Annotated in this window: 20 protein-coding genes and 1 pseudogene; 13 read left to right on the top strand and 8 right to left on the bottom strand. The window is 57.6% G+C overall.

Translation table 11 applies throughout. The features are described from left to right. Positions 1-99 precede the first annotated feature (99 nt). Together PspS49_RS12855 and PspS49_RS12850 are read right to left on the bottom strand one after the other, a co-directional pair. Positions 100-2,331 carry a hypothetical protein gene (locus PspS49_RS12855; protein WP_160039603.1) on the bottom strand — a complete coding sequence of 744 codons (2,232 nt, stop codon included), beginning with the start codon at positions 2,329-2,331 and terminating at the stop codon, positions 100-102. 1 nt (position 2,332) lies between these two features. After that, entirely contained in the window at positions 2,333-3,493 is a 1,161-nt protein-coding gene (locus PspS49_RS12850) for an ATP-binding protein (RefSeq protein ID WP_160039601.1), read from the bottom strand. Positions 3,494-3,743: 250 nt separating this feature from the next. Between PspS49_RS12850 and PspS49_RS12845 the strand changes: the two genes are divergently transcribed. The 3 genes from PspS49_RS12845 to PspS49_RS12835 all read left to right on the top strand — a co-directional run bounded on the left by PspS49_RS12845 (position 3,744) and on the right by PspS49_RS12835 (position 5,451). After that, positions 3,744-4,280, top strand: coding sequence for a hypothetical protein (locus PspS49_RS12845; RefSeq protein WP_160039599.1), 537 nt, complete (start codon positions 3,744-3,746; stop codon positions 4,278-4,280). A 460-nt stretch (positions 4,281-4,740) separates the two neighbouring features. Further along, positions 4,741-5,187 carry a hypothetical protein gene (locus PspS49_RS12840; RefSeq protein ID WP_160039597.1) on the top strand — a complete coding sequence of 149 codons (447 nt, stop codon included), beginning with the start codon at positions 4,741-4,743 and terminating at the stop codon, positions 5,185-5,187. A 24-nt stretch (positions 5,188-5,211) separates the two neighbouring features. Then, positions 5,212-5,451, top strand: a complete 240-nt coding sequence (locus PspS49_RS12835; protein WP_160039595.1) for a hypothetical protein — start codon at positions 5,212-5,214, stop codon at positions 5,449-5,451. 972 nt (positions 5,452-6,423) lie between these two features. On the opposite strand, the pseudogene PspS49_RS12825 reads toward PspS49_RS12835, so the two are convergent. Continuing rightward, positions 6,424-6,854 (bottom strand): annotated as a pseudogene (locus tag PspS49_RS12825) (type II secretion system protein N). 120 nt (positions 6,855-6,974) lie between these two features. Here PspS49_RS12825 and gspH point away from each other — a divergent pair. Together gspH and PspS49_RS12815 are read left to right on the top strand one after the other, a co-directional pair. After that, positions 6,975-7,421: a type II secretion system minor pseudopilin GspH gene (gspH, locus tag PspS49_RS12820; RefSeq protein WP_008087980.1), complete on the top strand. Its 447-nt coding sequence runs from the start codon at positions 6,975-6,977 to the stop codon at positions 7,419-7,421. Beyond that, positions 7,418-8,026, top strand: coding sequence for a prepilin-type N-terminal cleavage/methylation domain-containing protein (locus tag PspS49_RS12815; protein ID WP_160039591.1), 609 nt, complete (start codon positions 7,418-7,420; stop codon positions 8,024-8,026). Before gspH ends, PspS49_RS12815 begins: the two co-directional genes overlap by 4 nt. A 556-nt stretch (positions 8,027-8,582) precedes the next feature. On the opposite strand, the gene PspS49_RS12810 is transcribed toward PspS49_RS12815, so the two are convergent. Genes PspS49_RS12810 through PspS49_RS12800 form a run of 3 tightly spaced genes read right to left on the bottom strand, consistent with a single transcriptional unit; the run spans position 8,583 to position 10,766 of the window. Further along, the gene (locus tag PspS49_RS12810) at positions 8,583-9,521 is read right to left on the bottom strand and encodes a DUF4880 domain-containing protein (protein WP_160039589.1); all 939 of its coding nucleotides are present in this window, start codon (positions 9,519-9,521) and stop codon (positions 8,583-8,585) included. A 31-nt stretch (positions 9,522-9,552) separates the two neighbouring features. Next, positions 9,553-10,104 (bottom strand): RNA polymerase sigma factor, encoded by a 552-nt coding sequence (locus tag PspS49_RS12805; RefSeq protein WP_007913935.1) that lies wholly within the window; start codon positions 10,102-10,104, stop codon positions 9,553-9,555. Beyond that, positions 10,101-10,766 carry a secretin and TonB N-terminal domain-containing protein gene (locus PspS49_RS12800; protein WP_160039587.1) on the bottom strand — a complete coding sequence of 222 codons (666 nt, stop codon included), beginning with the start codon at positions 10,764-10,766 and terminating at the stop codon, positions 10,101-10,103. Before PspS49_RS12800 ends, PspS49_RS12805 begins: the two co-directional genes overlap by 4 nt. A gap of 207 nt (positions 10,767-10,973) precedes the next feature. Between PspS49_RS12800 and PspS49_RS12795 the strand changes: the two genes are divergently transcribed. Then, entirely contained in the window at positions 10,974-11,288 is a 315-nt protein-coding gene (locus PspS49_RS12795; RefSeq protein ID WP_160039585.1) for a hypothetical protein, read from the top strand. Between the two features lie 129 nt (positions 11,289-11,417). On the opposite strand, the gene PspS49_RS12790 is transcribed toward PspS49_RS12795, so the two are convergent. Next, on the bottom strand, positions 11,418-11,858 hold the full coding sequence (locus tag PspS49_RS12790) for a carboxymuconolactone decarboxylase family protein (protein ID WP_160039583.1): 441 nt from the start codon (positions 11,856-11,858) through the stop codon (positions 11,418-11,420). Positions 11,859-12,170: 312 nt separating this feature from the next. Here PspS49_RS12790 and PspS49_RS12785 point away from each other — a divergent pair, with 312 nt between their 5' ends. The 5 genes from PspS49_RS12785 (at position 12,171) to PspS49_RS12765 (ending at position 17,254) form a co-directional block, all read left to right on the top strand. Further along, positions 12,171-13,604 (top strand): PLP-dependent aminotransferase family protein, encoded by a 1,434-nt coding sequence (locus tag PspS49_RS12785; RefSeq protein ID WP_160039581.1) that lies wholly within the window; start codon positions 12,171-12,173, stop codon positions 13,602-13,604. Positions 13,605-13,727: 123 nt separating this feature from the next. Continuing rightward, the gene (locus PspS49_RS12780) at positions 13,728-14,021 is read left to right on the top strand and encodes a putative quinol monooxygenase (protein WP_016984406.1); all 294 of its coding nucleotides are present in this window, start codon (positions 13,728-13,730) and stop codon (positions 14,019-14,021) included. Between the two features lie 236 nt (positions 14,022-14,257). Next, positions 14,258-14,662 (top strand): cupin domain-containing protein, encoded by a 405-nt coding sequence (locus PspS49_RS12775; protein WP_160039579.1) that lies wholly within the window; start codon positions 14,258-14,260, stop codon positions 14,660-14,662. Positions 14,663-14,876: 214 nt separating this feature from the next. After that, the gene (locus PspS49_RS12770; RefSeq protein WP_127926949.1) at positions 14,877-15,590 is read left to right on the top strand and encodes an ATPase; all 714 of its coding nucleotides are present in this window, start codon (positions 14,877-14,879) and stop codon (positions 15,588-15,590) included. 365 nt (positions 15,591-15,955) lie between these two features. After that, positions 15,956-17,254 (top strand): hypothetical protein, encoded by a 1,299-nt coding sequence (locus PspS49_RS12765; protein WP_160039577.1) that lies wholly within the window; start codon positions 15,956-15,958, stop codon positions 17,252-17,254. 61 nt (positions 17,255-17,315) lie between these two features. Here the strand turns inward: PspS49_RS12765 and PspS49_RS12760 are convergent, their stop codons facing one another. Further along, positions 17,316-22,211, bottom strand: coding sequence for an NAD-glutamate dehydrogenase (locus tag PspS49_RS12760; RefSeq protein WP_160039575.1), 4,896 nt, complete (start codon positions 22,209-22,211; stop codon positions 17,316-17,318). A 504-nt stretch (positions 22,212-22,715) separates the two neighbouring features. Between PspS49_RS12760 and PspS49_RS12755 the strand changes: the two genes are divergently transcribed. Together PspS49_RS12755 and PspS49_RS12750 are read left to right on the top strand one after the other, a co-directional pair. Beyond that, on the top strand, positions 22,716-23,069 hold the full coding sequence (locus PspS49_RS12755) for a hypothetical protein (protein WP_127926943.1): 354 nt from the start codon (positions 22,716-22,718) through the stop codon (positions 23,067-23,069). Between the two features lie 272 nt (positions 23,070-23,341). Then, positions 23,342-24,301, top strand: coding sequence for a MoxR family ATPase (locus PspS49_RS12750; protein ID WP_007913915.1), 960 nt, complete (start codon positions 23,342-23,344; stop codon positions 24,299-24,301). Position 24,302: the final 1 nt, after the last annotated feature.

Genomic DNA, 24,302 nt, shown 5'->3' with positions numbered 1-24,302 from the left:
TCAGCCGCCAAATGCTCTGACCTCAGCCCAAACACGAACCGGGCCAAGGCGTCGTTGCTAGCAAATAAACCATCGCTACAACGGTTTAACAAATATTGATCACAGCGGCGGCTCGTACTCAGGATCAAGCAGGTAAAGCGTCTCAGGGACGTGCGGCGACAACATCGCAATCAGGCTGGCCCGCAGGCGGCTGTCGACATCCTTATGCAGGCGGATTTTGCCGATCGCTAACGCCATCACGAATTCCATGGCGGCTTCCCCGCGCTCTTGCCCATATCCTGCAGCAACGCGCTGAATGATGTCCGCCATCGACAAGCTGTGGGTTTCCTGAGCTCGATAATCAAGCTCCGTCGGGAGCGCGGCGCGCAAGAATGCCCCCTGGATGACACCATCGTCGAAACGCGAGAACACATCTGGCGAGAGAAGCACCTGCTGAAGCTCCCCGGATTCCAACCGCTTGGCATTCTGCACCTTATCGCTGTACCGGGCGTTCTGCAGAATCCACAGAATGGTTAGATAGATGTCAGTCGACGAAGCCCCTCTCACGTCCTTCTTGCCGTCGACAAACGCAAAACCTCGGCTGAGTGTCATCGGCTGACCGGTGAGGCTGCTTGGCCAGAACGGATTCAGACCAAGCCCACCGGCAGCAGCGTTATCAAACACAGCCATGCGCTGAGTGACTGCCGGCGAGAACGTGGTGGTAACCGAGTGCAATGAACGGAGCAAGCGCTGCTCTTCTACCCAATGACTCGTGCAGGCAAGTTCAGCTGCGGGGATTTCCACGAACGTCTTGAAGACGTAGCGACTGTGCCCTTTGGGTGGTTGCGTCAGGTTGCTCTGCAGTTCCTTCATCATCTGATAGCTACGCCCGAAAAGCGCACCCGTGATGTACAGACGAGTGCCTGGTTTCTCGGCGTTCTGCGCAGTACGTAGCCGACGGCTGACGCTCAGCAGGCGCGACCCACGCTCGGCAGCAGCGGCAATGACGATGACAGACCCTTCAAAGTTCACGCTGGCATCGAATCTATCGAAGGACACCTTGTTCTCGACCGTGACGCCACACGATGCCAGGTAAACGATCGCCCGGTCGGCCAAGGCTTCACTGGCCGGGTCATCGTCGTGGATGATCCACTTGGTCGACGCGACGGCCTCCTCCCGCAATACCCGTTCGTACCAGCCGCCAAAATCACTGGCAACCACTAGGCTGTCTTTATGGACATGCACCGTCCGAGGCCTAAGCCCCGGTCGATCTTGTGTATAGCAGCTGAACAAGTCGGCCCCCATGAAGGAGTAGAACTTGGCTTGCAGCGAGTCTGGCGCATGATCAGTGCCTATATTCAGCACCTTGGTCTCGCTGTGCTCGGCAACGAACCGTTCGCCATGGATACGGATCAGACGAATCCCACCCGCTTCGCCCTCGCCCAGTACTTCGAAGTCTTCAGGTTTCCTGAGCGCATGCAAGATGGTGCAAGAACTCGATTTTTCATCAAAAGACAGAAGGGTCGCCACGCGCGTCGGCGAAGCGCTGTTTACCTTTAACCACTGCTGCGCAAGGCCACACTGGCTCGATGCGGAAATAAGGCATAGGGCAGAAACGGCCTTAGGTAAAGGCCCATCTTTTAGAAGGCCTTCGTGCGAATGGAATGACCGGATGTTAGCAAAGCCCACCTGCCCGAACCTCATGAGGTACATCTGCATCGCCATTCCTAAGGGCAGCAAGGCGATCGTGTCCAGATACAGGGAATCGGGTGCCGCCATGCCATCTTCCGTGGCCTTCTTGATGAGGGGTAAGCAGGTAAATGCTAGGTAGTGGGCGTGCAAGGTCTCGGACAACAAGTCTTCCGCCCGGATGAAATAGTTCGAGGCCCGAGACGACGGTTTTGAGTAGAAGAAGCCTGCAGGCGCCTTCTTCAGCACGTTGGAACGATCGACGAGGTGATTCAGGCCAGCCTTCGCAATTTCACTGGAATTGCCTTTGATGAGCGTCTCGAAACGCCGCTTCGGGCCTGAGATGTGAATGTACTCAGTTATGGCGCCATCTACGTCGTAGAAAGCACATGCGTAGGTGCGGGGTGAGCCTGGGCCTTTACGACTCAACTCCGCCATCAGCGGCGATGTAGGGGCCGCCTGCTGGGCGCGAAATTCGTCCAGGGCATAACCTGGCATCAGAAACACCAACAGATCAGGCATGATGTGGCCGGACAACTGATGCTGAAGTGCATGCGCGGCTTGCGTGTCCGTGAGCAAATCTAGACCGGTGAAGAAAAAAACCGCATAGACCGGGTTGCCGGCCTGGCTCAACTCGACTTCAAAATCCATCAGATCGAACATGTCAGCTCACCGGAATGCAGATGGTGAACACAGTGCCTTCCACAGCCGCCAGCACCCGCCCCCCGTATCGAGTCGACGGGGCGAACTCCATGATCTCATTACTTCCCTGAAAAGCCTGATGCAGCGAAAGTCGGCCCGTCCGGATTCGCACGAACGCCTCAAGCTTGTTGAGTGCCTGAACGGCGTTATGCAGCCCCATACCTGAGTTCGGAGACTGAGCTTTGGACGTAATGTGCTTTTTGAAGCAATCGAGTGTCGCCTCAAGTTCTGCCTCAAGGCTTAGCGTTTCGAGGCTTTCAACTGGCCGCTTCTCCTTAGCAGTCAGCCATCGCCGCGCCAATCCTGGGCCACTGTCGATGACCGAGATTTCCAAAAATTCCAACATTTCGGCTTTCAGGAAGTGCTTCAAGATAAACCGCGCCAGCTCGGGCTCGTTGGCCGAATACTCCAGCGCATCCTGACGATTCATGCGGTTGAATTTGATGGAGGTGCCGCGCAGGGCCTTTTTGTACTTGACCCCGTCCACGTCCGTGACGGCGTGCTGGTCGGCGTTGGAAATCAGCTCCCATAGCACGCTGCCTAATGCTGGCAAGCCTGCCTTGAGCAACACCCCCTGGTCGCCCCTGGCATTCATCAGCTTCGACGACGTTTCCACAAGCGTCGAAAACCAGGACTTGGGTTGGACTTTCGGCAACGCGTGATCAAAGTAGAACGGCTTGATGAATTCACGCTTGGCGTTGTTGACGCTGAACAGATTGATGACCGTAGGGCGGGCGCCACGAGTGCTCGCCGTATAACGCAATTCACCCTCGAACATGGCATCAACCAAGGGTCTGATCGCGATAAGGGCCGCGCGTCGATCAATGACTTGATGATCTTGAGCGTGGACTTCATTGCACATGATCAACGCGAAGAACCCGGCAGCGCTCTGGGCCAATTGAGTGATCTGCGCTATGGCGTCGTCGCCAGCGGAGGCGTAGAGGTGAAGGACGCTTTTTTCGCAGGTGCGGGCCCAAGTGACGATGAACTGAGCCAAAGCGGCGTCCACGCCCAGCCCACCGCCGTGGCTCATGCTGTTGGGAAGCCTGAGATTGGGATCCGTACCGTGCGACTGGTAAAGATCCTCGATCTCGTAAATGTTGAGCTTCCGGCTGATTTGCATTCGCGCCCCTTACATTCCATCGTTGACCTGATGACGAGAAGAATCCCGCGCCACCACAGTCGTAAGCTACCCAATCCGCCCCCTTCCGCCGTATCAGACCGGTCGACGCGGGCGAAGCACGAGGCTGACTCTACGCGATGAGATGCGTTTAGGCGATGATCTGAGTAGCGTGTGCGCCCTGGAACACGACATGACCGCCCACCGCTGACCGCCCATTAAGTCAGGGCCTGTAGCCATCAAGGAGAAACGAATGACCGGTATCGAGAAGGATTTAGCAGACATCAGAATGTTGACTAGGATCGCCCTGCCGGAAAGCGACAGCTACCTGTATCGCTTAGGGGTTGCGGTCTATGGCTTCGCCTCAGTCAGCAGCTTCATGGCCGAGGTGATCTGTTACATGGATCCTGAGCAGTCACGCAGCGATCTGGAAGCGAAAATGGGCGGCCCACTCGCCGCCACTTTCAAGCAAGCAGTGGGGAAGATCGAAAACTCGCAACCTCAAGCGTTTGCTGCTGGGGAGCTGGCTGGAAAATTGTTCACAACATTGAACGATGAACGATCCGACATTATCCACGCCTACCCGATCACGAGCCCAACCCATGTCCAGATCTTGCACCGACGCCAGTACCCAGCGCAGACCAAGAAAAAGGGCACGCCGAAGGGCTACGAAAAGCCGCCAAAGTATTTCGAAGTCACCAACGAATTTCTCGACAACTTCATAGCTCGTTTAGCCTACGTGAACGACGACCTGTATCGCATCCGAGCGATCCTGAGACCCGACATTTGAGGCCCTGCGAGAAATTGCACGGTATCTGAACATTTGTGTGCATTCGACCTGACCACCGATTTGCGTTCTGCTTGAGCCGTCATTTGCAATGGGTTTCGAAGCCTTCTACGGTGGCGGAAACGGAAAAAAAGAACCGGTTTGTCGGTTACCTCCGGACATTGTTCACAGAACACGACAGGCATATCATCTCTCTTCGAGTAAGCCCAGCGGGACTGTCCCTGTGAGATGACTTGCATATTTTGTGCAAACATCGTTAGCCAGAAGGCGATGTTGAGACGACTTGGCAGAGCTTGGGTGTGAGTGGCACACGCCAGAATCGGATGTCTTGCCCCCCCGCCGAAATTTCACCACAGTGCTCTAGAAAAAGTCCCTAAGTACGGTAAACTGCCGAAGAATGCTTAAAACTACGGCCAGCCCGTGGCTTCAGGAACTGATTATCAAGAAAGACTTATAGGGACATATGGATACCAACACAACTATCGCCATAGTATCAGCAGTAGGCGCATTTCTTTCCGGCACGGCAACTGCTGCGGCAGTGTATTTGTCTTACCACGTTCAAAAGAACCAAAAGTTGTTGTCTCAACGGCAACTACTGCTTCCTCTGTGGGATCATATGGCTTCTCTCAGCGACATCAATCCAGATGAACCCGTGGTACCAGACATAATAAAAGTCGTTAACACTCTTGAGCTCGTCGCCCTTTGCTGTGAAGGTGGCATGGTTGACAAAGCCGTCATCATGCGCACTTTTAGGGATCAATACATGAAACACTTCGAGCAAATTAAAAGATGCAAAAACCTCCCTCTCTTGAACATTGACGGAGAAGCCTTACTACAACAAAATAGGGCGGCCGTAGTTTTTTACACCCACCTAAACGATGAAAGACTTAATCAAGATCGCATAAAATAAATAACTTATAGCAAGGAAGGTAAAATGAAGGACAAATCAGTCGCCCGAGCCATCATTGATTTCGCCAAAAGCAATAATGCTATTAGCGAAACCAATTTCACCTACGCAGAAGTTCCAGATGAAATCTTCACAGTAACTATTACTCGAAACAAAAAACAAAAACTCAGCGAACGCGCCTCTATGGAAGCATACGCAAATACCATTTCTGCACTCCCATCCGGTTCGAACTGCAGATGCTGCAACGGTACTGGTCGGTCGCACTAAACTTAAATGTCGTTTGAGCAGCTCTAAAACTGGCTGCTCATACACCCCTTCCAATTTTGGATGTAAAGATTTCCTTCGTGGGGACGATACGCAGATGAGCAAGTTTGCCCAGAAACTTGCATCTAAGGGAACTTTGAAAAAGGCTTCCTGACTTTAGAAAAGTACCTGGACACCACTCACCAAGTTTTTCGATGAAGCAGTTGAGCTTCGCCGACGCTGAGTACGCCTACAAGCACAAACAGAAGCGCAAAGAACTGTTCCTGATAGAGATGGATCGGGTATGGCCAGAATCCAGCAGATGCAATGGCGGCGTTCATCATCCCAGGAAAGAGCATGCCTGACGCGTAGCTAGTTTTCCCACGAATTTGTCACGGCCCTGAGATGCAACAGGTACTTGAGGGCTACGCGCCCTACAAAGCTACAGATCGTCTGGGCCAGCATCAAGCAAGTTGGCAAAGCTAAAGACATCAGGAGGTCATTGATCGCGGCGTGTCAGATTAAACCGGTCTCACCACTCCCCCATCAGATACGCAGCTAAAGCTTTTTCCAAGCAAAAAAGTAGGAGCACCGAAGACTTTTGGGCTCGGATTAAGAGCAAAGGCAGCGACTACTGACACGCAGCTTGACAAGAAAGTGGCGTTTTCAGTGATTGTGGGAAAACTACCAGCTCCTTCAATGCCTTCTCAGTGGATGAGTATTCATGGCTGAGCAGTGTTGCTAGGCATGAGCCCACTTGGAAATGTAATTGTTTCATCGCGCAACCATTTCCCTATGTTCCATCCGCCAAAATACGAATCCCACGGGCAGGACGCCTCACGAATGGTGGCTGCTACTAATTTTTAACCGATGGGATCAGTGACCGTAATTGGCCGATAGAAGACATTTACGACACTCCCAACCAAGCACATTCCCCGCAATCCAAAACGCACCACAACATCTAAATCAGCAGCATACTGCCTTCAACTCAGCAAATCACGGCCTCACCAACTGAGGCATCTCAACCCCCTCCCCCAACCTCTCCACCCCCAACCTCACCCTCTCCCCCCCTGCTCAATCACCACCCCATCCCCCTCCACCACCAACAACTTCACCCCAGGCCCAACCTTCTCCCCCTGCAAAAAACTCCTCGGCGGCCCATCGTTCAGGCTCAGTATCGCCACCGCCCCCCGACTCCCCGCCATCACCCCGCTCACCTTGATATCCACCGGCGCCGTTTGATTGGAAAACCACTGCAACGCCGGGCTATCACTGCGCGCGGCCAGCAATTGCGGGGCCGCTGCCGGGGTGTGGGATTCGGCGGAGGTCAGCAGCAGCGACGACCACGTCGCCACGCCGACCAGCGCGGCGAGCAGCGCAAGGGCCTGGACAATTTGGGGTGGGGAAAAGCGTGCGGTGAAGGTCATGGGTTGAATCTCCTTTTTATCCCTGCTGTCAGCCTACGCGGCAATTCTCTCCGTTTTATTTCACACGCCTTACATGTTGGCCGTGCACGATGGTGCAGGACGCAAAGGAGCGCGCGCGCGATGAACAGGCAACAGGGTTTTACGCTGATCGAGTTGATGGTGGTGCTGGTGATCATCGGCATCGCCAGTGCGGCGATCAGCCTGAGTATCAAGCCCGATCCGTTGCAGTTGCTGCGCAAGGATGCCGAACGTGTGGCGCAGTTGCTGCAGGTGGCGCAGGCCGAGGCGCGCGCGGATGGTCGGCCGATTGTGTGGGTGAGTGATGCCAAGGGGTTTCGCTTTAGTCGGCGCAGTGACAGTGGCAAGGGGTTTGATCATTTCGCGCAGGATCCGCAGTTGCGGCCGCGTGCCTGGCAGAGTCCGAAGATGGAGGTGCGGGTGGAGCCGAAACAGAGGGTCGTGCTGAACGCTGAGTGGATCAATCCGCCGCTGCAATTGACGTTGTCGGATGGGTTGAATCGCTTGAGTGTGTTGCGTGATGGCAGCGGAAGGATCAGCCTGCAATGAAGCGCCAGCAAGGGTTTACGTTGATTGAGGTGATGGTCGCGATTTTGTTGATGGCGGTGGTGAGTCTGATTGCCTGGCGGGGGCTGGACAGTGTGACGCGGGCTGACAGTCATTTGCAGGCGAGCAGTGAGCAGAGTGACGGTTTGTTGCGGGCGCTGAATCAGTTGCAGCGGGATGTGGAGATGCGCGCGGGGATTGAGTTGACTGAGCCGAGGAAGGTTGGGGTGGATGATGAGCCGGTGACGGCGCCGGCCGCTCTGACTGTGCGCAGTAGCGACAGTAAGGGGTTTCGGCTGGACATTATTCGTACGGCGGCGGATCAGCCGGGGGCGTTGCAGCGGGTGCGGTGGTGGGTCAAGGGCGACACTTTGTATCGGGCGGTGGCTGAGGCGCGGAGTCGGTATCCGTTGCCGGCGCCTGGGAATGGGGTGGCTGTTTTGAGTGATGTCAGTGATGTGCAGGTGCGGGTTTGGGAAATCTATAAAGGCTGGCGGCAGTTGAGTGGGAATCGGCGGGAGGATCCGTTGGGGTTGGAGATTCGGTTGAGTCGGGGGACGGCGCAGGGGGTGGAGAAGTATCGGCAGGTGATTGGGCCGTTGGAGTGACATATATCCCTTCTGATCGGATACTCCTGTAGGAGCTGCCGAAGGCTGCGATCTTTTGACTTTGATTTTGAAGATCAAAAGATCGCAGCCTTCGGCAGCTCCTACATTTGGATTTGGGGTAGTCAGTTGGGGGGTGGTTGGCTGTGAGGGCGTCATCGCGAGCAGGCTCACTCCCACCGTTTTTAATTTGCGTACACCCTGCGGCAAAGCCGCCCCACTCAACAGGATGAGCGTTAGCTCGGCTGCAGCTTTTGATCTTGATCCACGGGCGACGTCGGAAGGCTGAGTGGAGGGATTCATCCGGGGGTGGGAGCGCAGCGACCGTTTGGCGCAGCCAAATGCATCGAGAGGAGGTGCAGCGAAGCAAACCGTAGGCGATGCGCCCGGATGGATCCCGGAGCGAAGGAACCCCGAGCCTCAGCGAGCGGGCCGTACGTAGGAGCAAGCGTTTTTTTGCTTACTTTTTTTAGGCGTTTGTAAAAAAAGTGAGTCGCCGTAAGGGCGAAACCCTAAGCAGCCGTTACCGCAGCAACGGATATGTACCCAGTCAAACTCACTAACTCAAAACGACGACGCCGCCGGGTAGTTCGGTGCATTTGACGCCATAGGCATCCCGAATCAGCAGTGCAACGCCAGCAAGTTGGTCGAGGCTGAATCGGGCCTGGACGCGGCGTTGGCCGAGCTCACGGTTGAGCAGCAGCAACATGCCGGGGCGGTAGCGGTTGATTTCGTCGATCATCTGGCTGAGGGTCGCGCCGTTGAAGACCAGCACTTGTTGGCGCCAGTTCATCACTGCGGCTGTGTCGACGCTTTGTACGCTGCCGACTTGCCGCGCGTCATAGGTCACTTGCTGCCCCGATTCGAGGCGCATGCTGCGGCCTTCCACGTCGACTTCCACCGCACCGTCAAGACAGGTCACGCAAACTTGCTGATCAGTGTTACGCAGGTTGAAACGTGCCTGACTGGCGCGCAACCACCCTCCCCCAGCCTGCATCGCCAGCGGCAATCGAGCGGTCTGCACTTCGACTTCGCCGCTGACCAGCTCAAAACCCTGCACACCCTCAGACACCGCACGCTGATTGATCCGCGTCTGAGTATTCAGCTCCAGACTCACACCCTGCGCCGGTTCAAAACGACGCTGCTGGCCAACCTCAGTAATGTAGTCCGCGCCCAGCCCTTCAAAACCACCAGGAATCGTCCCGCGCACCAGCAAAAACGCAGCCGACGCAGCAATCGCCCCACCGAGAAAAGCACGTCGACCAAACCCGCGTGGCGCCTGCATCTGCTCCACGGCCGGTTGCAGTTGCTGCCACAACCGCTTGGCCTCTTCGAACGCGCGGGCATGCTCGGCACTCTGGGCGCACCATTCGCGCAGGGCGCGGGCGTCGGCCACGGTGGCGCGGCCGGAGGTCAGCAGGACCAGCCAGTCGCGAGCTTCGCTGTGCAGATTGTCGGCCGCCGATGGCTCGGCAGGTGTCAGTCGAAAGATGTTCAAACGCGCAGATTCTCAACGAATTGATCGGGCACTATTCAGAAGACGGTTTTCCGGCCCCGCGACCGAACCGCTGAAACACTTTTCTTTCCAGTTTCGCGGCGCAGAAGCCCAGCGCGGCTTTGATTTCCTTCTCGACCATGCGCGTGGAAATGCCGAAGCGCTGCGAGATTTCCAGATGCGGCGCCTCTTCCAGACGCGCCGCGATGAAGATCTTCCGGCGCCGTGCGGGCAGCTCGTACAACGCACTGAGCAGCGACTGGATTTCCTTTTGCCCGCCCACAACTCGCGCGGGATCAAGCGCTTCGTCGCCGATTTGCAGCAGCTCTTCGACTTCCTCGCCGGTGAGCAGGCGCGCATCGGCCTGGCGGCGGTCGGCGGCGATGTTCAGGGCCATGCGATAGAGGTAGGCATTGGGCCGCAGGACGTTCGGCGGCGTCTCCATGCGGTCGACGCGCAGGTAGGTTTCGTGCAGCACGTCGTTGGCCAGATCTTCCGAACCGAGACGCCTGCGCAGGCGCACCCGAAAGTCCTCGTAGGACGTCAGGAACAGTTGGACCATCGAACCTTGTCCGGTGTCTTTCATCCCCCGGAAACTCCTTCCCATTTGGTGCATTCCATGCGTTTCCCTGACGACTCCGGTAACAACAGCAACGTGACCGGCTGACGCAAGGCGCTGGGCGTCGGTCGGTCGATTTTGAGATTGCGAAAGCTCTCCACCAGCGCGTTGTCGCGCCGTACATCACCGGTCGAAGTGACCAACCGGTTGTGCTGCACCACGCCGTCGCGGCCGACCCACACCTGCAACACCGCGCGATAACTGCCCGGACGGGTCAGCGGCGAGCGGCACAGGTTGCGCTCGATCGCCGCTTGCACCGCTGTCGCGTAACTGCGGTTGACGGCGACGCTTTCAGGCGTCTGTTTTTGTGCCGGCGCCGGTACGTCTTCGACCTGCGCCACTTGCAACGTAAACGCATCGTCGCGGGCATACCGCGCCATCAACCCGCTGCCGCCGAGCAACCGACGCAGGGCATCGGCGGCGGTGTATTCACCGTCCACCGCCAACGAACGACGACCGCGACTCAACTGACTGTCGACCAGCACCGCAACGCCGGTGGCGTGGCTGTACTGATCCAGCGCGTGCGCCAGATCCTGTGCCGGAATGTGCAGCGTCATGCGCAAATCCGCCGGCACCGCATCGGCCATGGCGTGGCCCACTGAACAGCCGAGCAGCCACCCCAGACACATCCGGCGCACAAGCCTCGTTGAACGCTGAAAACCGTCCGTGGAATTGCCTCGCTGCACGGCTGACGAATCCTTGGAAATCGTCATCCTGAGGGCTGTTTATGAATCTGGTGTGACGGGCGGTGCAAAAAAACCATCACGGGAATTGCGCAAGGCTTGCACTAGACTCAAGCCAAAGCGCGGCCCCTTTCGGCCGGCCAGGAGGCGAGCATGAATACACTGTGGCGATTGAGCCTTGGCGGGCTGTTGTTGATGGCGCTGTCGAGCGCTTATGCCGAGCAGCCGTTGGGCTGTGTCGAGGTGACGGTCGGCGGTTACAAGGCGCCGAATTACGATTGTTTGAGCCAGCAGATGGGCAACAACCCGGAAGGCGCTGCGGCGGCGGAGAGGAATCAGGAAGCGCTGAATGTGCCGGTGAACAAGCGGCCACCGAATCAGGTTGGACTGGCGACACCGGCGGCGACCAGTACGCGGATGGGCAACACCTTCGGCACGTCGGTGAAACCACAACGCCCACCGCAATGACACCCCACCGATCGTTCCCACGCGCAGCAAAGGAATGCCTCAACGGACGCTCCGCGTTCGACTCTGGAGGGGACGCGGAGCGTCCCGGGCTGCATTCCCACGCAGAGCGTGGGAACGATCAGGGCGGGCTCAATCGCTTGGGGTTTGGCGGAAGCTTACTGCGAGGCGGTTCCAGCTGTTGATGGTGGTCACGGCCATGGTCAGGTCGACCAGTTCGCCTTCGTTGAATTGCTCGCGCGCTTGCTGATACACCTCATCAGGCACACGGCTCTCCGCCAACAACGTCACCGCCTCCGCCCAAGCCAGCGCCGCACGCTCGCGCGGGTTGAAGAAGTTGCTGTCGCGCCACACCGCGATCGCATACAAACGCCGATCACTCTCCCCGGCTCGCCGCGCGTCCACCGAATGCATGTCGGTGCAGAAGGCGCAGCCGTTGAGCTGCGAGGCACGGATCCTGATCAGTTGCAGTATCGGCTGTTCGATACTGAGGTTGGCGGTCAGAGCCTCCATGGCAATCATCGCTTTCATCGCCTTGGGCGAAGTGTTGTAGTAATCCAGGCGCGGGGACATGGGCGGTTCTCGGTGGACGGAATGATGAGTTCACCGTAAACGCCGACAGCTATGCATTACAGCCCCAATTGCACGGAAAACCGCTACACCAATCACCATGAGCCGAGCACAAATCCCTGTAGGAGTGAGCCTGCTCGCGATAGCGGTGTGTCAGGCAACATTGTTGTCGGATATGCCACCGTCATCGCGAGCAGGCTCACTCCTACAGGGGATTGGGGCCAATTTTGGTTTTTTCGGGTAGGCAACTATTGCCGATCCCGCAACAGCGCTAATCTGGCAGGCACGCCAAATAGCCCCGGGAGCCTCGTCGGTATGGAACTTCACGTCGTGATCAACGGCCGCAAGGATCTTGCCGGTCAGTTGTATCAGCAACTGCGCGGCGCCATTGAATCCGGGCGCTTGGCCGCTGGCACGCAGTTGCCGCCCAGCCGTCTGCTCGCCGAGCAACTGGGCATCTCGCGCAAGACCATTTCCGACACCTACGCGCAACTGAACTACGAAAACTTCCTCACCGGGGTGATCGGCAAAGGCACCTACGTCAACGCGCGTCCGGCGCAGATCCAGCACAAGCAAAGCCACACCGAACTGGCCAGTGCCGAGGTGATCGAGAGCTGGCGCAATCTGCCGGTGTTTCTGCGCCACCCGACGCTGGAAGGCTCGCTGCGCTACGACTTCATCGGCGGCGCGACCAGCAAGGGCCAGTTTCCGCAGGATGACTGGCGCCGCTGCGTCGCCCATGCGATGCGCCAGATGAGCCAGTCCAAGGGTTTCTACAGTGTCGCCGAAGGCCTGCCGGCGCTGCGCAATGCGATTGCCCGGCACATCGCGTTTTCCCGCGGGATCAACTGTCAGGACGAAGACATCGTCGTGTGCAACGGCGCGCAACAGGCGCTGGACCTGATCACCCGCGTGTTGATCCGCCCCGGCAGTCTGGTGGCGATGGAAGATCCCGGTTATCCGCCAGCACGCCTGTTGTTCGGCACCCATGGCGCCGAGGTGGTCGGGATTCCGGTGGATGCCGAGGGTATTCAGGTCGAGCACATTCCCGATGGCACGCGCCTCATTTATGTCACGCCGTCGCACCAGTTCCCGCTGGGCATGCCGATGAGTCAGGCGCGCCGTGAAGCCTTGCTGGCCCGCGCTCATGAGTTGGGTGCGATCATCATCGAGGACGACTACGACAGCGAGTTTCGCTACGAAGGCCGGCCCACCGATTCGCTGTTCAATCTCGATCAGCGCGGCATCGTCGCTTACGTCGGCACCTTCTCGAAAACCCTGCTGCCGGAGTTGCGTCTGGGCTATGCGATTCTGCCGCCGGCGATCCTTGAGGCGGTGATCCGCGCCAAGCAGCTCACCGATCTGCACGCCTCGACCCTGCCGCAATGGGCTCTGGCCAAGTTCATCGCCGAGGGCTGCCTGCTCAAGCATATCCGCCGCTGTCACGCGATCTACGCCCAGCGCCGCGAGCGGATTCTGGCGCGTATGGCCAGCGATCTGGCGCCATGGCTGGAGGCGGTGCCGGCCAGCGCCGGGTTTCATATGGCGGTGTTCTGCAAGGTGCCGATCGACCTGCCATTGGTGATCGAACTGGCGAAAAAGGTCGAAGTCGGTTTGTACTCGATCAATGGTTTCTACCATCAACAACCGGCAAAGAATGGCCTGTATTTCGGCTTCGGCGCGATCGAAACCCTCGACATCGATATCGCTCTGGATCGCCTGCGCGACATCCTCCAGCAAGTCGCCTGAGCGATTGGCCTAAAGATTTAACCGCCGATTGGTTATTGGTGTTCCGGGGGTGCAGGCCTATCCTGCACAGGCGTTATCCCTCAATGAGCAGGATTCGTCCGGCCTGATTCAGGAGTGTGAGCAATGTCCAACGAAGTGATCAATACGGTCCAGGTGCAGGCTGCGGCCGGCCGCTCGGATGAACTGGGCAGGCAACTGCAGAAGATCGTCGAAACCTTGCGCGAAACGCCGGGCTGCGATTCCTACCTGGTCGACCGCTGCCCCGAGGACAGCCACCGCTGGACGGTCAGTGCCCGCTGGCAGTCGGAAGCGGCGATGCAGGCGCATTTCAACCGGCCCGAGGCGCAGGGGTTTATTGACCTGATCGATAGTCGGTTGGCCAATAGCGTCGACTTCAATAGCTTCCCTATCGTCTGATCTGACGCCTTCGCGAGCAAGCTCGCTCCCACAGGTTTTTGTGTCGTACATTAATTATCGAACGACGCTGAACCCTGTGGGAGCGAGCCTGCTCGCGAAGGCGTATTCAGCCGCACCGACAACCTTTCTGAAACACCGCCAATTGGTCACCCAATCTTCCCGAATATTGGCCGTTTGAATGCCCTACCCTGCGGACTACTGTGATCAGCAACCCCAACCCTCACAGGTAACCCGCCATGAAAGCCCTGCCCTTCTTCGCCGCCGCCCTCGCCTTAAGCCTCTGCACTTCGGCCGTTTTAGCCCACGATCCCTCGGAAAAAGTCACCGTCCTGCAAGACCAGATGCTGAAAAACGCCCCCGGCAAAAAAGCCATGATGATCGAGGTCGATTACAAACCCGGTCAGTCCTCTATCGCCCATAAACACGACGGCACCGCCATGGCCTACGTGCTCGAAGGCGAAGTGATTTCCCAGGTCAAAGGTGAACAACCGATCACCTACAACAAGGGTCAGTTCTGGTACGAACCTGCTGGTTCCGAACATTTGGTCTCGAAAAACGCCAGCCAGACCAAGCCTGCCAAGTTGCTGGTGTTCATGGTCCTGGCTCCGGATGAAGAAGTGTTGATCCCGCTGAAAAACTGATGGCTGTTTAACCAGCCATAAATAAACAGGCGCAAATCGACGATTGGCACCTTTTTATTTCGCGGCGAAATTAGCGGTTACGGGTTAAAGCCAATAAAACTATTGCTCTGCTTTTATTACAGCAAATTGTCAGCTTGGCGGGTTTAGTCTGAATCAACTGTCGTCGCCGACGGCATTGCAAACTTTCCGTCTGTTGTTTCACGGGAGAAACACCATGAAACTTGCGCTCACCAGTGTACTGGCGATATCGGTTTTAGCTCTGTCAGCCTGTTCGGTACCCACCGCGCCCCAAGCCGTTTCTTCACTCGACACCCTGCTCCCCCATCCCACCGGCCGCAGCAGCGCCACCCAGGTAAAAAGCGGTCCCGGCGTATCGCTCGGCGTGGTCTACAGCCCAAGCACCCAGACCAACCGCGAATACCTGCGCGACTATCAGGCCAACGCCGGCACCGGTTTCGGCCAGAGCCTGCTGGTGCAGCCGATCCATGACGCCTACGTCGCCAGCTCGAAACCGGACATGGCGGTGGAATGGGTCAATGCCTCGCTGCAACGCCAGTTTGGCTCGGTGACGGTGTATCCGGACATGCAAAGCCTGCGCGCGGCCAGACCGGATGTAGTCGCAATCGTCGACACCCACAGCCAGTTGATCACCTCGCGCAGTTCCGACATCAAGGCGGATGTCAGTGCCGACTTTTATGATGCGCAGTTGAACTATATCGGCACGGCGAAAGGTTCGGATGCACGGGAATTGACGCCGGTATGGGCGGACTTCAAGGGTTCGGAGGAGATAGTGGCGGATATTAATCAGCAGCAGGATGTGCAAGTACGGGCGTTGCAGAAGTTTGACCAGTCGCTCAGCAATTTAGTCGCGATGCCTGCGAATAAAGTGTCAATGCTGAATAGTCAACACGGTCAGAAGTTGTATTGAATGTAAGGGCCCTTTCGCGAGCAGGCTCGCTCCCACATTTGAAATGCATTCCCCTGTGGGAGCGAGCCTGCTCGCGATGGCGCCATAACAGCCACCAAAAAAACCTCAGACATAAAACAGCCCCGGCATCTCACGACACCGGGGCTTTCTCGTTCAACCACTGCCCAAGCCGAGTAAAACTCGGCATTGGCAGCAAAGGCGAGATACCGCGCGCTCGAACTTCACACATATGCTCATCTGTCTACTGTCAACCCTGACAGTAGACCGTCTCGCCAAATTGGCTTCCAATAATCTGACTGTATTGATCTCTCGATCCCAGGTCGGTTATCGGCGTATGCAGAAACCACAGGTTTGAGGAGCAGGCAATGTCTAACATTATCAATAGCGCCAACGTGGAAGCTCTCGACCCGACTTTCGGATCTGATGAATCAGGCGTGAGTTGGTTAAAATATCCGGATGGCACCAATGGATTTGTGTGGGGCATCACCGTCGCGCCGGACAACAAACTGTTGATCGCAGGCAGAGCTGGAAAACGTTTCTCAATCGTGCGCCTGAAGACTGATGGTCGACAAGATCCCGATTTCGGTGATCAAGGAAGTGTCATTGGTGAGTTCGCAGTCGGCGATCTATCAACGGGCAGGGGTGTTCGCGTACTCAAAGACAAGACAATACTGCTTGAAGGGTGGTTCGAGTACGATCCTTCGTCCCCATTGCTGCGTGGGTTGGCTCTTTTTGACGATAAAGGAATGCCCGTCAAGGCATTTGGAAACGATGGGGTACTGATCGTTGATCCGATCTCGACACCCGCCTACCGATTGTCCAAAGAAGAGATCGCCAATAAAGACGCATCGACGTCCCGCGAAGGTGGACACTCCATTGAGTTGCCAGACGGCAAGCTGATGATTATCAGCAATCATCTATATAGCTTCAGCGACAATATCGGTTTATTAATCAGGCTGGAAAAGAACGGTTCGCTGGACATGGATTTTCATGAAAAAGGCTATGTCGCTGTCCAGTACCTTGCTAATTACACAACGGCTAACTCACTGATAAGGCTCCAGGATGGATCGTTTGTCGTTGGTGGAAACACTGCTGTGGAAGGCAAAATGATGCCGATGATTGCTCGCTTCAATGCACAGGGCGAGATCATTAAAGAGTTCGGAAACAAAGGCTTCGTTGTGATTGAAACTGATCAGCATAGTGGCGGTACAAGTCAACTTATAGAATTACCTGACGGCAATATCCTGGGTATTGGTAGCACGTCGTCACACGGGATTCAAAGTGGCCTATTGTTTTGTATCGACAACAAAGGCGCATTGGTCTCTTCCTTTAATCAAGGCGAGCCATTGATTACCGCATATCCACGGGCGCCGATGGGTATTCAATGGCATCAAGGAACCCTGCGACAGGGTAAGCACATAATGGTTATCGCCGACACCTTAGGAGAGGAGGACTCAAAAACGATCATTGCCAAGTTCGACCTGGACGGTGTTCAAGACACCCATTTTGCAGATAAAGGTTTTTTGACCATTAATCTAACTGACGTTCTCGACTTAGGCGTATCCATAGCCACCCAAAATGATCAGATTATCGGGGCTGGCACTTCCTTGCCTCATGCCGATGGCGTACGCAGTTTCGCCTTTCGTTGTTCGGAACTGGTGTAAATAAGAACAATGAAAAAGCCCCGCCTCTTCCGAGAGCGGGGCTTTTTCATTCAACCACTACTTACGCCAATTCAAGCTCGGCATTCGCAGCAGCCGCAGGCACGACCGCTTGCCCGCTCAATGCCAGATCCAGCAGTTCACGGTTGGCCACGGCATACATGGCGTAGTCCGTGCCGCTTGCCGCGCGGATTTCCACCAGCATGGCGCGCCAGCGCGAGATCATGCTTTCGTGCTGTTCCATCCACAGCGCCAGACGTGCTTCCACATCCAGTGTGCCGTCGCCCTGTTGCAGGACGGAGATGGTGATCGCCCGTTGCTGCCAGTCGACGTCATCACGGAACGCTTCACGGGCCAGAGCCTGCCAGTTGTTTTCAACCGGCAGAGCGCTGATCTGTTGCAGGTACCAGGTGATGTCCAGCGCACTGCCCACGGCGAAGTAAGCCTTGGCCACTTCGGCAGGGTTCTGGCCAGTCACGTCGGACGCTTCGATGATCGGCAGCAGCGTGTACAGGTGCGAGGTGCCCGCAACCATACGCGCCAGCAGTTCCGGTACACCGGCTTCGACGTACGCCTGATAACGCGACTGCCAGTTTTCACGGATTTCGCCGCTCAGCAGTTCGTCGAGTTTCAGGCCCAGCTCTTTCAGGTGCGGACCGAAATGCGCGACGTCACGGGCAGCGTTCTGCTCGTTGCGACGGGCACGCAGGAACCAGCGCGTAGCGCGACGGCCCAGACGCATCAGCTCGTCCATCAGCTCCAGCTGAACGTCAGCGCTGACTTGGTAGTCCAGCGCTTCGATCTGACGGAACCAGTGCGGGAGATGGAAGATGTCGCGCACGATTACATAAGCGCCAGCGACGTTCGCCGGGCTCATGCCGGTCGACTCTTTGAGTCGTTGAACGAAGGTGATGCCCATGTGGTTGACCAGGTCGTTGGCGATCTGGGTGCTGACGATCTCGCGCTTCAGGCGGTGACGACGCATGGCTTCGGAGAACTTGCTGACCAGGGTCGGCGGGAACGCCGTTTCCATGTCGCGGGTCAGGTAATCGTCGTCCGGTACCAGCGAGCCCAACAGCTGCTCTTTCAGGTCGATTTTGCTGTAAGAAATCAGCACCGACAGCTCAGGACGGGTCAAACCGTGGCCTTCAGCAATACGCTCGGCCAGTTGCTCTTCGGTCGGCAGGAACTCGATGGCACGGTCCAGCTTGCCACGGCCTTCCAGATCGCCCATCAGACGCTTGTACTCAGCGATGCGCGCATACGCACGACGTGCCGCCAGGGACAGGGCCTGAGTCTGCTTGTAGTTGTTGCCCAGCACCAGATTGCCGACTTCGTCGGTCATGCTCGCCAGCAACTGGTTGCGTTGCTTGTCGGTCATGTCACCGGCCTGAACCACTTCGTTCAGCAGGATCTTGATGTTCACTTCGTGGTCGGAGCAGTCCACACCACCGGCGTTGTCGATGAAGTCGGTGTTGGAGCCGCCGCCATTCAGACCGAATTCGACACGACCCAGTTGGGTCATGCCGAGGTTACCGCCCTCGCCCACGACTTTGCAGCGCAGCTCGTTGCCGTTGACGCGCAGTGCGTCGTTGGCCTTGTCGCCGACATCGGCGTGGCTCTCGGTGCTGGCCTTGACGTAAGTACCGATACCGCCGTTCCACAGCAGATCCACCGGCGCCTTGAGCAAGGCGTTCAGCAGTTCGGTCGGGGTCAGCTTGTCAGCCTTGATGTCGAAGCGTTCCTGCATCTGCGGGGAGATTGCGATGCTCTTCGCGCTGCGCGAGAAGATACCGCCACCTTCGGACATGATGCTGGTGTCGTAGTCGGTCCAGGCCGAACGCGGCAGGTCGAACATGCGCTGACGCTCGACGAAGCTGGTCGCCGGGTTCGGGTTCGGGTCGATGAAGATGTGCATGTGGTTGAAGGCAGCGACCAGTTGCAGCTTGTCGGACATCAACAGGCCGTTACCGAACACGTCACCGGCCATATCGCCGACGCCGACCACAGTGATGCTGTCTTCCTGAACATTGATGCCGCGCTCGCGGAAGTGACGCTGTACGCCAACCCACGCGCCTTTGGCGGTAATGCCCATTTTCTTGTGGTCGTAACCGGCCGAACCACCGGACGCAAACGCGTCACCCAGCCAGAAGCCGTAGTCGATAGCGATGCCGTTGGCGATGTCGGAGAAGGTCGCAGTGCCCTTGTCCGCCGCGACTACCAGGTACGGGTCGTCATCGTCGTGGCGAACCACGTTCAATGGCGGTACCAGTGCGCCGTCTTTCAGGTTGTCGGTGATGTCCAACAGACCGGAAATGAAGATGCGGTAGCAGGCGATGCCCTCAGCCGCGATCTCGTCACGGCTGCCGCCCAGTGGCAGACGACGCGGCAGGAAGCCGCCCTTCGCACCCACTGGCACGATGACCGAGTTCTTCACTTGTTGAGCTTTTACCAGGCCGAGGACTTCGGTACGGAAGTCTTCTTCACGGTCGGACCAGCGCAGACCACCACGGGCAACGTTACCGAAGCGCAGGTGCACGCCTTCAACGCGTGGCGAGTAAACGAAGATTTCGAACTTCGGCACTGGCTTCGGCAGTTCAGGGATCGCGTGCGGATTAAACTTGAAGCTGAAGTACGACTTGTTCTGGCCGTTGGCGTCAGTCTGGTAGAAGTTGGTGCGCAGGGTGGCTTTGATCAGGTCGAGGTAACGACGCAGGATGCGGTCTTCGTTGAGCACCTGAACATCGTCCAGTGCGGTCAGAATCGCTTGTTCCAGACGCAGTTGCTTGTCTTCCAGATCGTCGTCGCTGAGTTTGCGCGCCAGATAGAAGCGGGTCTTGAACAACCGGGTCAGCTCGCGAGCGATGTCGGTGTGGTTGTTCAGGGTGCTGGCGATGTAACCCAGATCGAAGCCCAGACGAATCTGCTTCAGGTAACGCGCGTAAGCACGCAGCAGCGCGACGTCGCGCCAAGGCAGGCCGGCGGTCAGTACCAGACGGTTGAACGCATCGTTCTCGGCGTCGCCGCGAACGATGTGGACGAAGGCGTCCTGCAGGGTGTCGTTGAGTTGCTGGATGTCGAGGTCCAGACCTTCAGCGGCAGTGAACGCGAAGTCGTGAATCCAGAACTCGCGGCCATTGGTGTGACGCAGACGGTACGGGAATTCACCCAGCACGCGCAGGCCGAGGTTTTCCAGAATCGGCAAGACGTCGGACAGCGCCAGCGGGGTGTCGGCGTGGTACAGCTTGCAATGCAGCTCGCGCTGGCCGGAGACCTGACCGAGCGGCTGATAGAAGCTCATCACCAGCGGATTTTTTTCGTTGAGGCTCAGCAGGTGCTGCATGTCGACCACGGCCGAATGCGCAGCGAAACGCTCGCGGTAACCAGCCGGGAAGCCTTTCGGGAAGTCGGCCAGCACGTTGGTGCCGTGAGCTTCGCCGAAGCTTTCGACGGTCAGTGCGGCGTAGTCGTCCTGCCAGCTGCGGCAGGCTTGCACGACTTCTTTTTCCAGCAGCACCGGGTCGATGTCGAGACGGTTTTTCGGGTCGACACGCAGAATCAACTGCACACGCGCCAGCACGGACTCGGAGAAGAACGTCCAGAATTCGCAATCGGAGGCCTTCAGGCGCTCCATCAGCACTTGCTGGATCTTCTGGCGAACTTCGGTGGAGTAGATGTCGCGCGGCACGTAGGCCAGGCAGTAGCAGAAACGACCGTACGGGTCTTTGCGCAGGAACACGCGGATCTTGTTGCGCTCCTGGATCTGCACGATCGACATGACGGTGGTGAACAGCTCGTCGACCGGGGTCTGGAACAGGTCGTCACGCGGCAGCACTTCGAGGACCTGCGCCAGTTCCTTGCCCAGGTGAGCCTTGGACTGGAAGCCGGAGCGCGTTTCGATTTCTTCGACCTTGCGGCGGATGAACGGGATGACCCGCACGCTCTCGCCATACACCGAGGAGGTGTACAGGCCCATGAAGCGGTGTTCCTTGATGACTTTGCCATCGGCGTCGATTTCACGGATCGACACGTAGTCCGGGTACGCCGGACGGTGGACACGGCTCGGGTGCGCAGCCTTGGCAAACGACAGCAGGGTCGGTTCGCGCAGGTAGGCAACGGCGTAGTCTTCGATGCGCAGGTCTTCGTAGGTCAGGCCGGTGCGCAGCAGTTTGGTCAGGCCGAGGAAGGAGTTCTGGTCGTACTCGATATGGCCGCCATCGGCCTGATCGGTGACCACGAATTCTTCGTAGCCGAGGAAGGTGAAGTGGTTGCCCACCAGCCATTCCAGGAAGCTCTTGATTTCGTTCTTTTCGTCGGTATCGACGGCAAACGCGCTGTTGTCGAGTTTGGTGAGGATTTCCTGCACCTTGGCTTTCATCGGCTCGAAATCGGCGACCGCAACGCGGACTTCACCGAGAACCTGTTCCAGCTCTTTGCTCAGCACATTCAGTTCGGCCGCGTTGGCGCAGCGGTCGATTTCCAGGTACATCAGCGATTCGTGCAGAACGCCTTCGCCGGTGCTGCCCTTCGGCAGGATTTCCAGCAACTCGCCCTTGCTGCCACGACGCACGCTGAGCACGGTGGTTTGCAGGGTGTGGATGCTGTAGCCGCGACGGTTCAGCTCGGTGCGAACCGAGTCGACCAGAAATGGCAGGTCATGGTGCAGGACTTCGACCGCGGTGTGGGTCGACTGCCAGCCATGACGCTCGTAATCAGGGTTGTAGACGCGCACTTGCGGTTGCGCGTGATCGAAGCGCTCAAGCAGGCGCCACGCAGAAAGAGTACAGCCAGCGAGGTCGGAGAGGCGACGTTGAGTCAGCTCGTCCAGGGAAATGATGCCGAAGAATTGTTCAGCGAACAGCGCCACTTGTGGCAGTGCCTGTTCACTGATGTGCTGCGCCAGTGCCGCTTGCAGTTGGTGCTGGAAGTCGGCTTTGCTGGCTGCGGTGAAGAACGCCATCTGTGGTACTCCGCTTAAGCTTGTTATTGATGGAAAGCGTCGCGTGCAACACCCCTTTCGGGGCTTGTGTCGCCCTGTTCCTGATTCTCGGGCAGAGGAAACAGGGGGACAGGTGGGTGAAGCTGGACGGGACACTCAGGTCACATTCACCTTCCATTGAATGGGCATCTGCAAAAGCGACTGCCAGAGGTGCCGACAATGCCTTTACGGGTGCTCATCCGTTGCGCAGCTTAAAGGGTGCGACAATGTGTCTGCTTGCGGTGCTGCGACATATTCGGTCATTGGCACGTAAACCGAGGGTTTGGCATCGGTAAACACTAGCACTCGTGGCGCAAAACGCTGGTCTGAATGCCCGTTTTTACGGTACATGCGTGCCAGAAATGACCATTGACCCACGTCGCGTTCACGACACATCCTCTGACACTCTCACATGCAGAAATTCCCGAGGACTGGCAGAATCGCGCCCATTAGCGACCAACACGTCCCTCGAGGCAGGAATTGACCATGCAAATGAACACCGCCCTACTCATCGTCAACCCGTGCGATGACGAAGAAGACAACATGGCCATGCTCTGCTGCCACAGCGACAAGGGCGACATGTTCCTGATGAGCCGCTATCCGGACGAGGATGAGCTGGAGATTACGCTGGATGGCGAGCCTTCGACTCTAGATGGCGTGAAAGTCACGCTGACTTCGAATCTGCTGAAGATCGAGATCGCGGCGGCGGATGCCGATGCGTTGAACGGGGATGATGTGCTGGAGATCAGCTTTAACCCGGATATGGTGGATATGGATGAGGTTGTCGAGACCTTGACCAATATCCTTGATGGGACTGGCACCTTCATCAACGAGGTTTGATGGTGTCTGGGCTGGCCCCTTCGCGAGCAGGCTCGCTCCCACATTGACGGATGTACGCCGCTCAAAATGTGGGAGCGAGCCTGCTCGCGAAGAGGCCCGAAAGAACACTACCCCTCCCCGGCACTACAAAAATCCAACAAATCCCCCAGTCATTTCCCGCACTTTGCGCAAAATGCCGTTAGTCGCCACCCCCCGCGATGGATTAAAGTAACGCCCCCAGCCCCGGCGTTATCCGAACGCCGGTGGCCACCCCTTTCCAGGAACAGTCATCGATGGAACATCGTGAAGCGCTACTGGCGCTGCGAACCTTTCTTTCAACGCAGATTCTCGGCCAGGAAAAACTCATCGAGCGTTTGCTCATCGCCCTGCTCGCCGACGGCCACATGCTGGTCGAGGGCGCTCCGGGTCTGGCCAAGACCAAAGCGATCAAAGAACTCGCCGAGGGCATCGAAGCCCAGTTCCATCGCATCCAGTTCACCCCGGACCTGCTGCCGGCCGACATCACCGGCACCGAGATCTATCGCCCGGAAACCGGCAGTTTCGTGTTCCAGCAAGGGCCGATCTTCCACAACCTGGTGCTGGCGGACGAAATCAACCGCGCCCCGGCCAAGGTGCAATCGGCGCTGCTCGAAGCCATGGCCGAGCGTCAGGTCAGTGTCGGCCGCAGCACCTATGAGTTGTCGCCGCTGTTTCTGGTGATGGCCACGCAGAACCCGATCGAGCAGGAAGGCACTTACCCGCTGCCGGAAGCGCAGCTCGACCGTTTCCTGATGCACGTGAAAATCGGTTTCCCGGACGCCGCCGTCGAACGCCGCATCCTGCAGCAGGCCCGTGGCGAAGCGCTGAACGGTGAGACCAAGCCCGAGCGCCGTGTGAGCCAGCAGGCGATTTTCGCCGCGCGCAAGGAAATCCTCGGTCTGTACATGGCCGACGCCGTGGAGGAATACCTCGTGCAACTGGTCATGGCCACGCGCAACCCGGCCAAATTCGACCCGGAAATGGCCGAGTGGATCGCCTACGGCGCCAGCCCGCGCGGCTCGATTGCCCTCGACCGTTGTGCCCGCGCCCACGCCTGGCTGGCAGGTCGCGATTTCGTCAGCCCGGAAGACATTCAGGCCGTGCTGTTCGATGTGTTGCGTCACCGCATCATTCTGTCGTTTGAAGCCGAAGCCGCCGGCATCGATCAGGATCGGGTGGTGCAGCGGATTCTCGACGTCGTAGCCGTCGCTTGAC

It is taken from the genome of Pseudomonas sp. S49 (genome assembly GCF_009866785.1).
In the GTDB taxonomy this organism is placed as follows: Bacteria; Pseudomonadota; Gammaproteobacteria; order Pseudomonadales; family Pseudomonadaceae; genus Aquipseudomonas.
The sequence above is the reverse complement of the archived record's forward strand: the minus strand, read 5'-3'. Positions and strand labels throughout refer to the sequence as shown.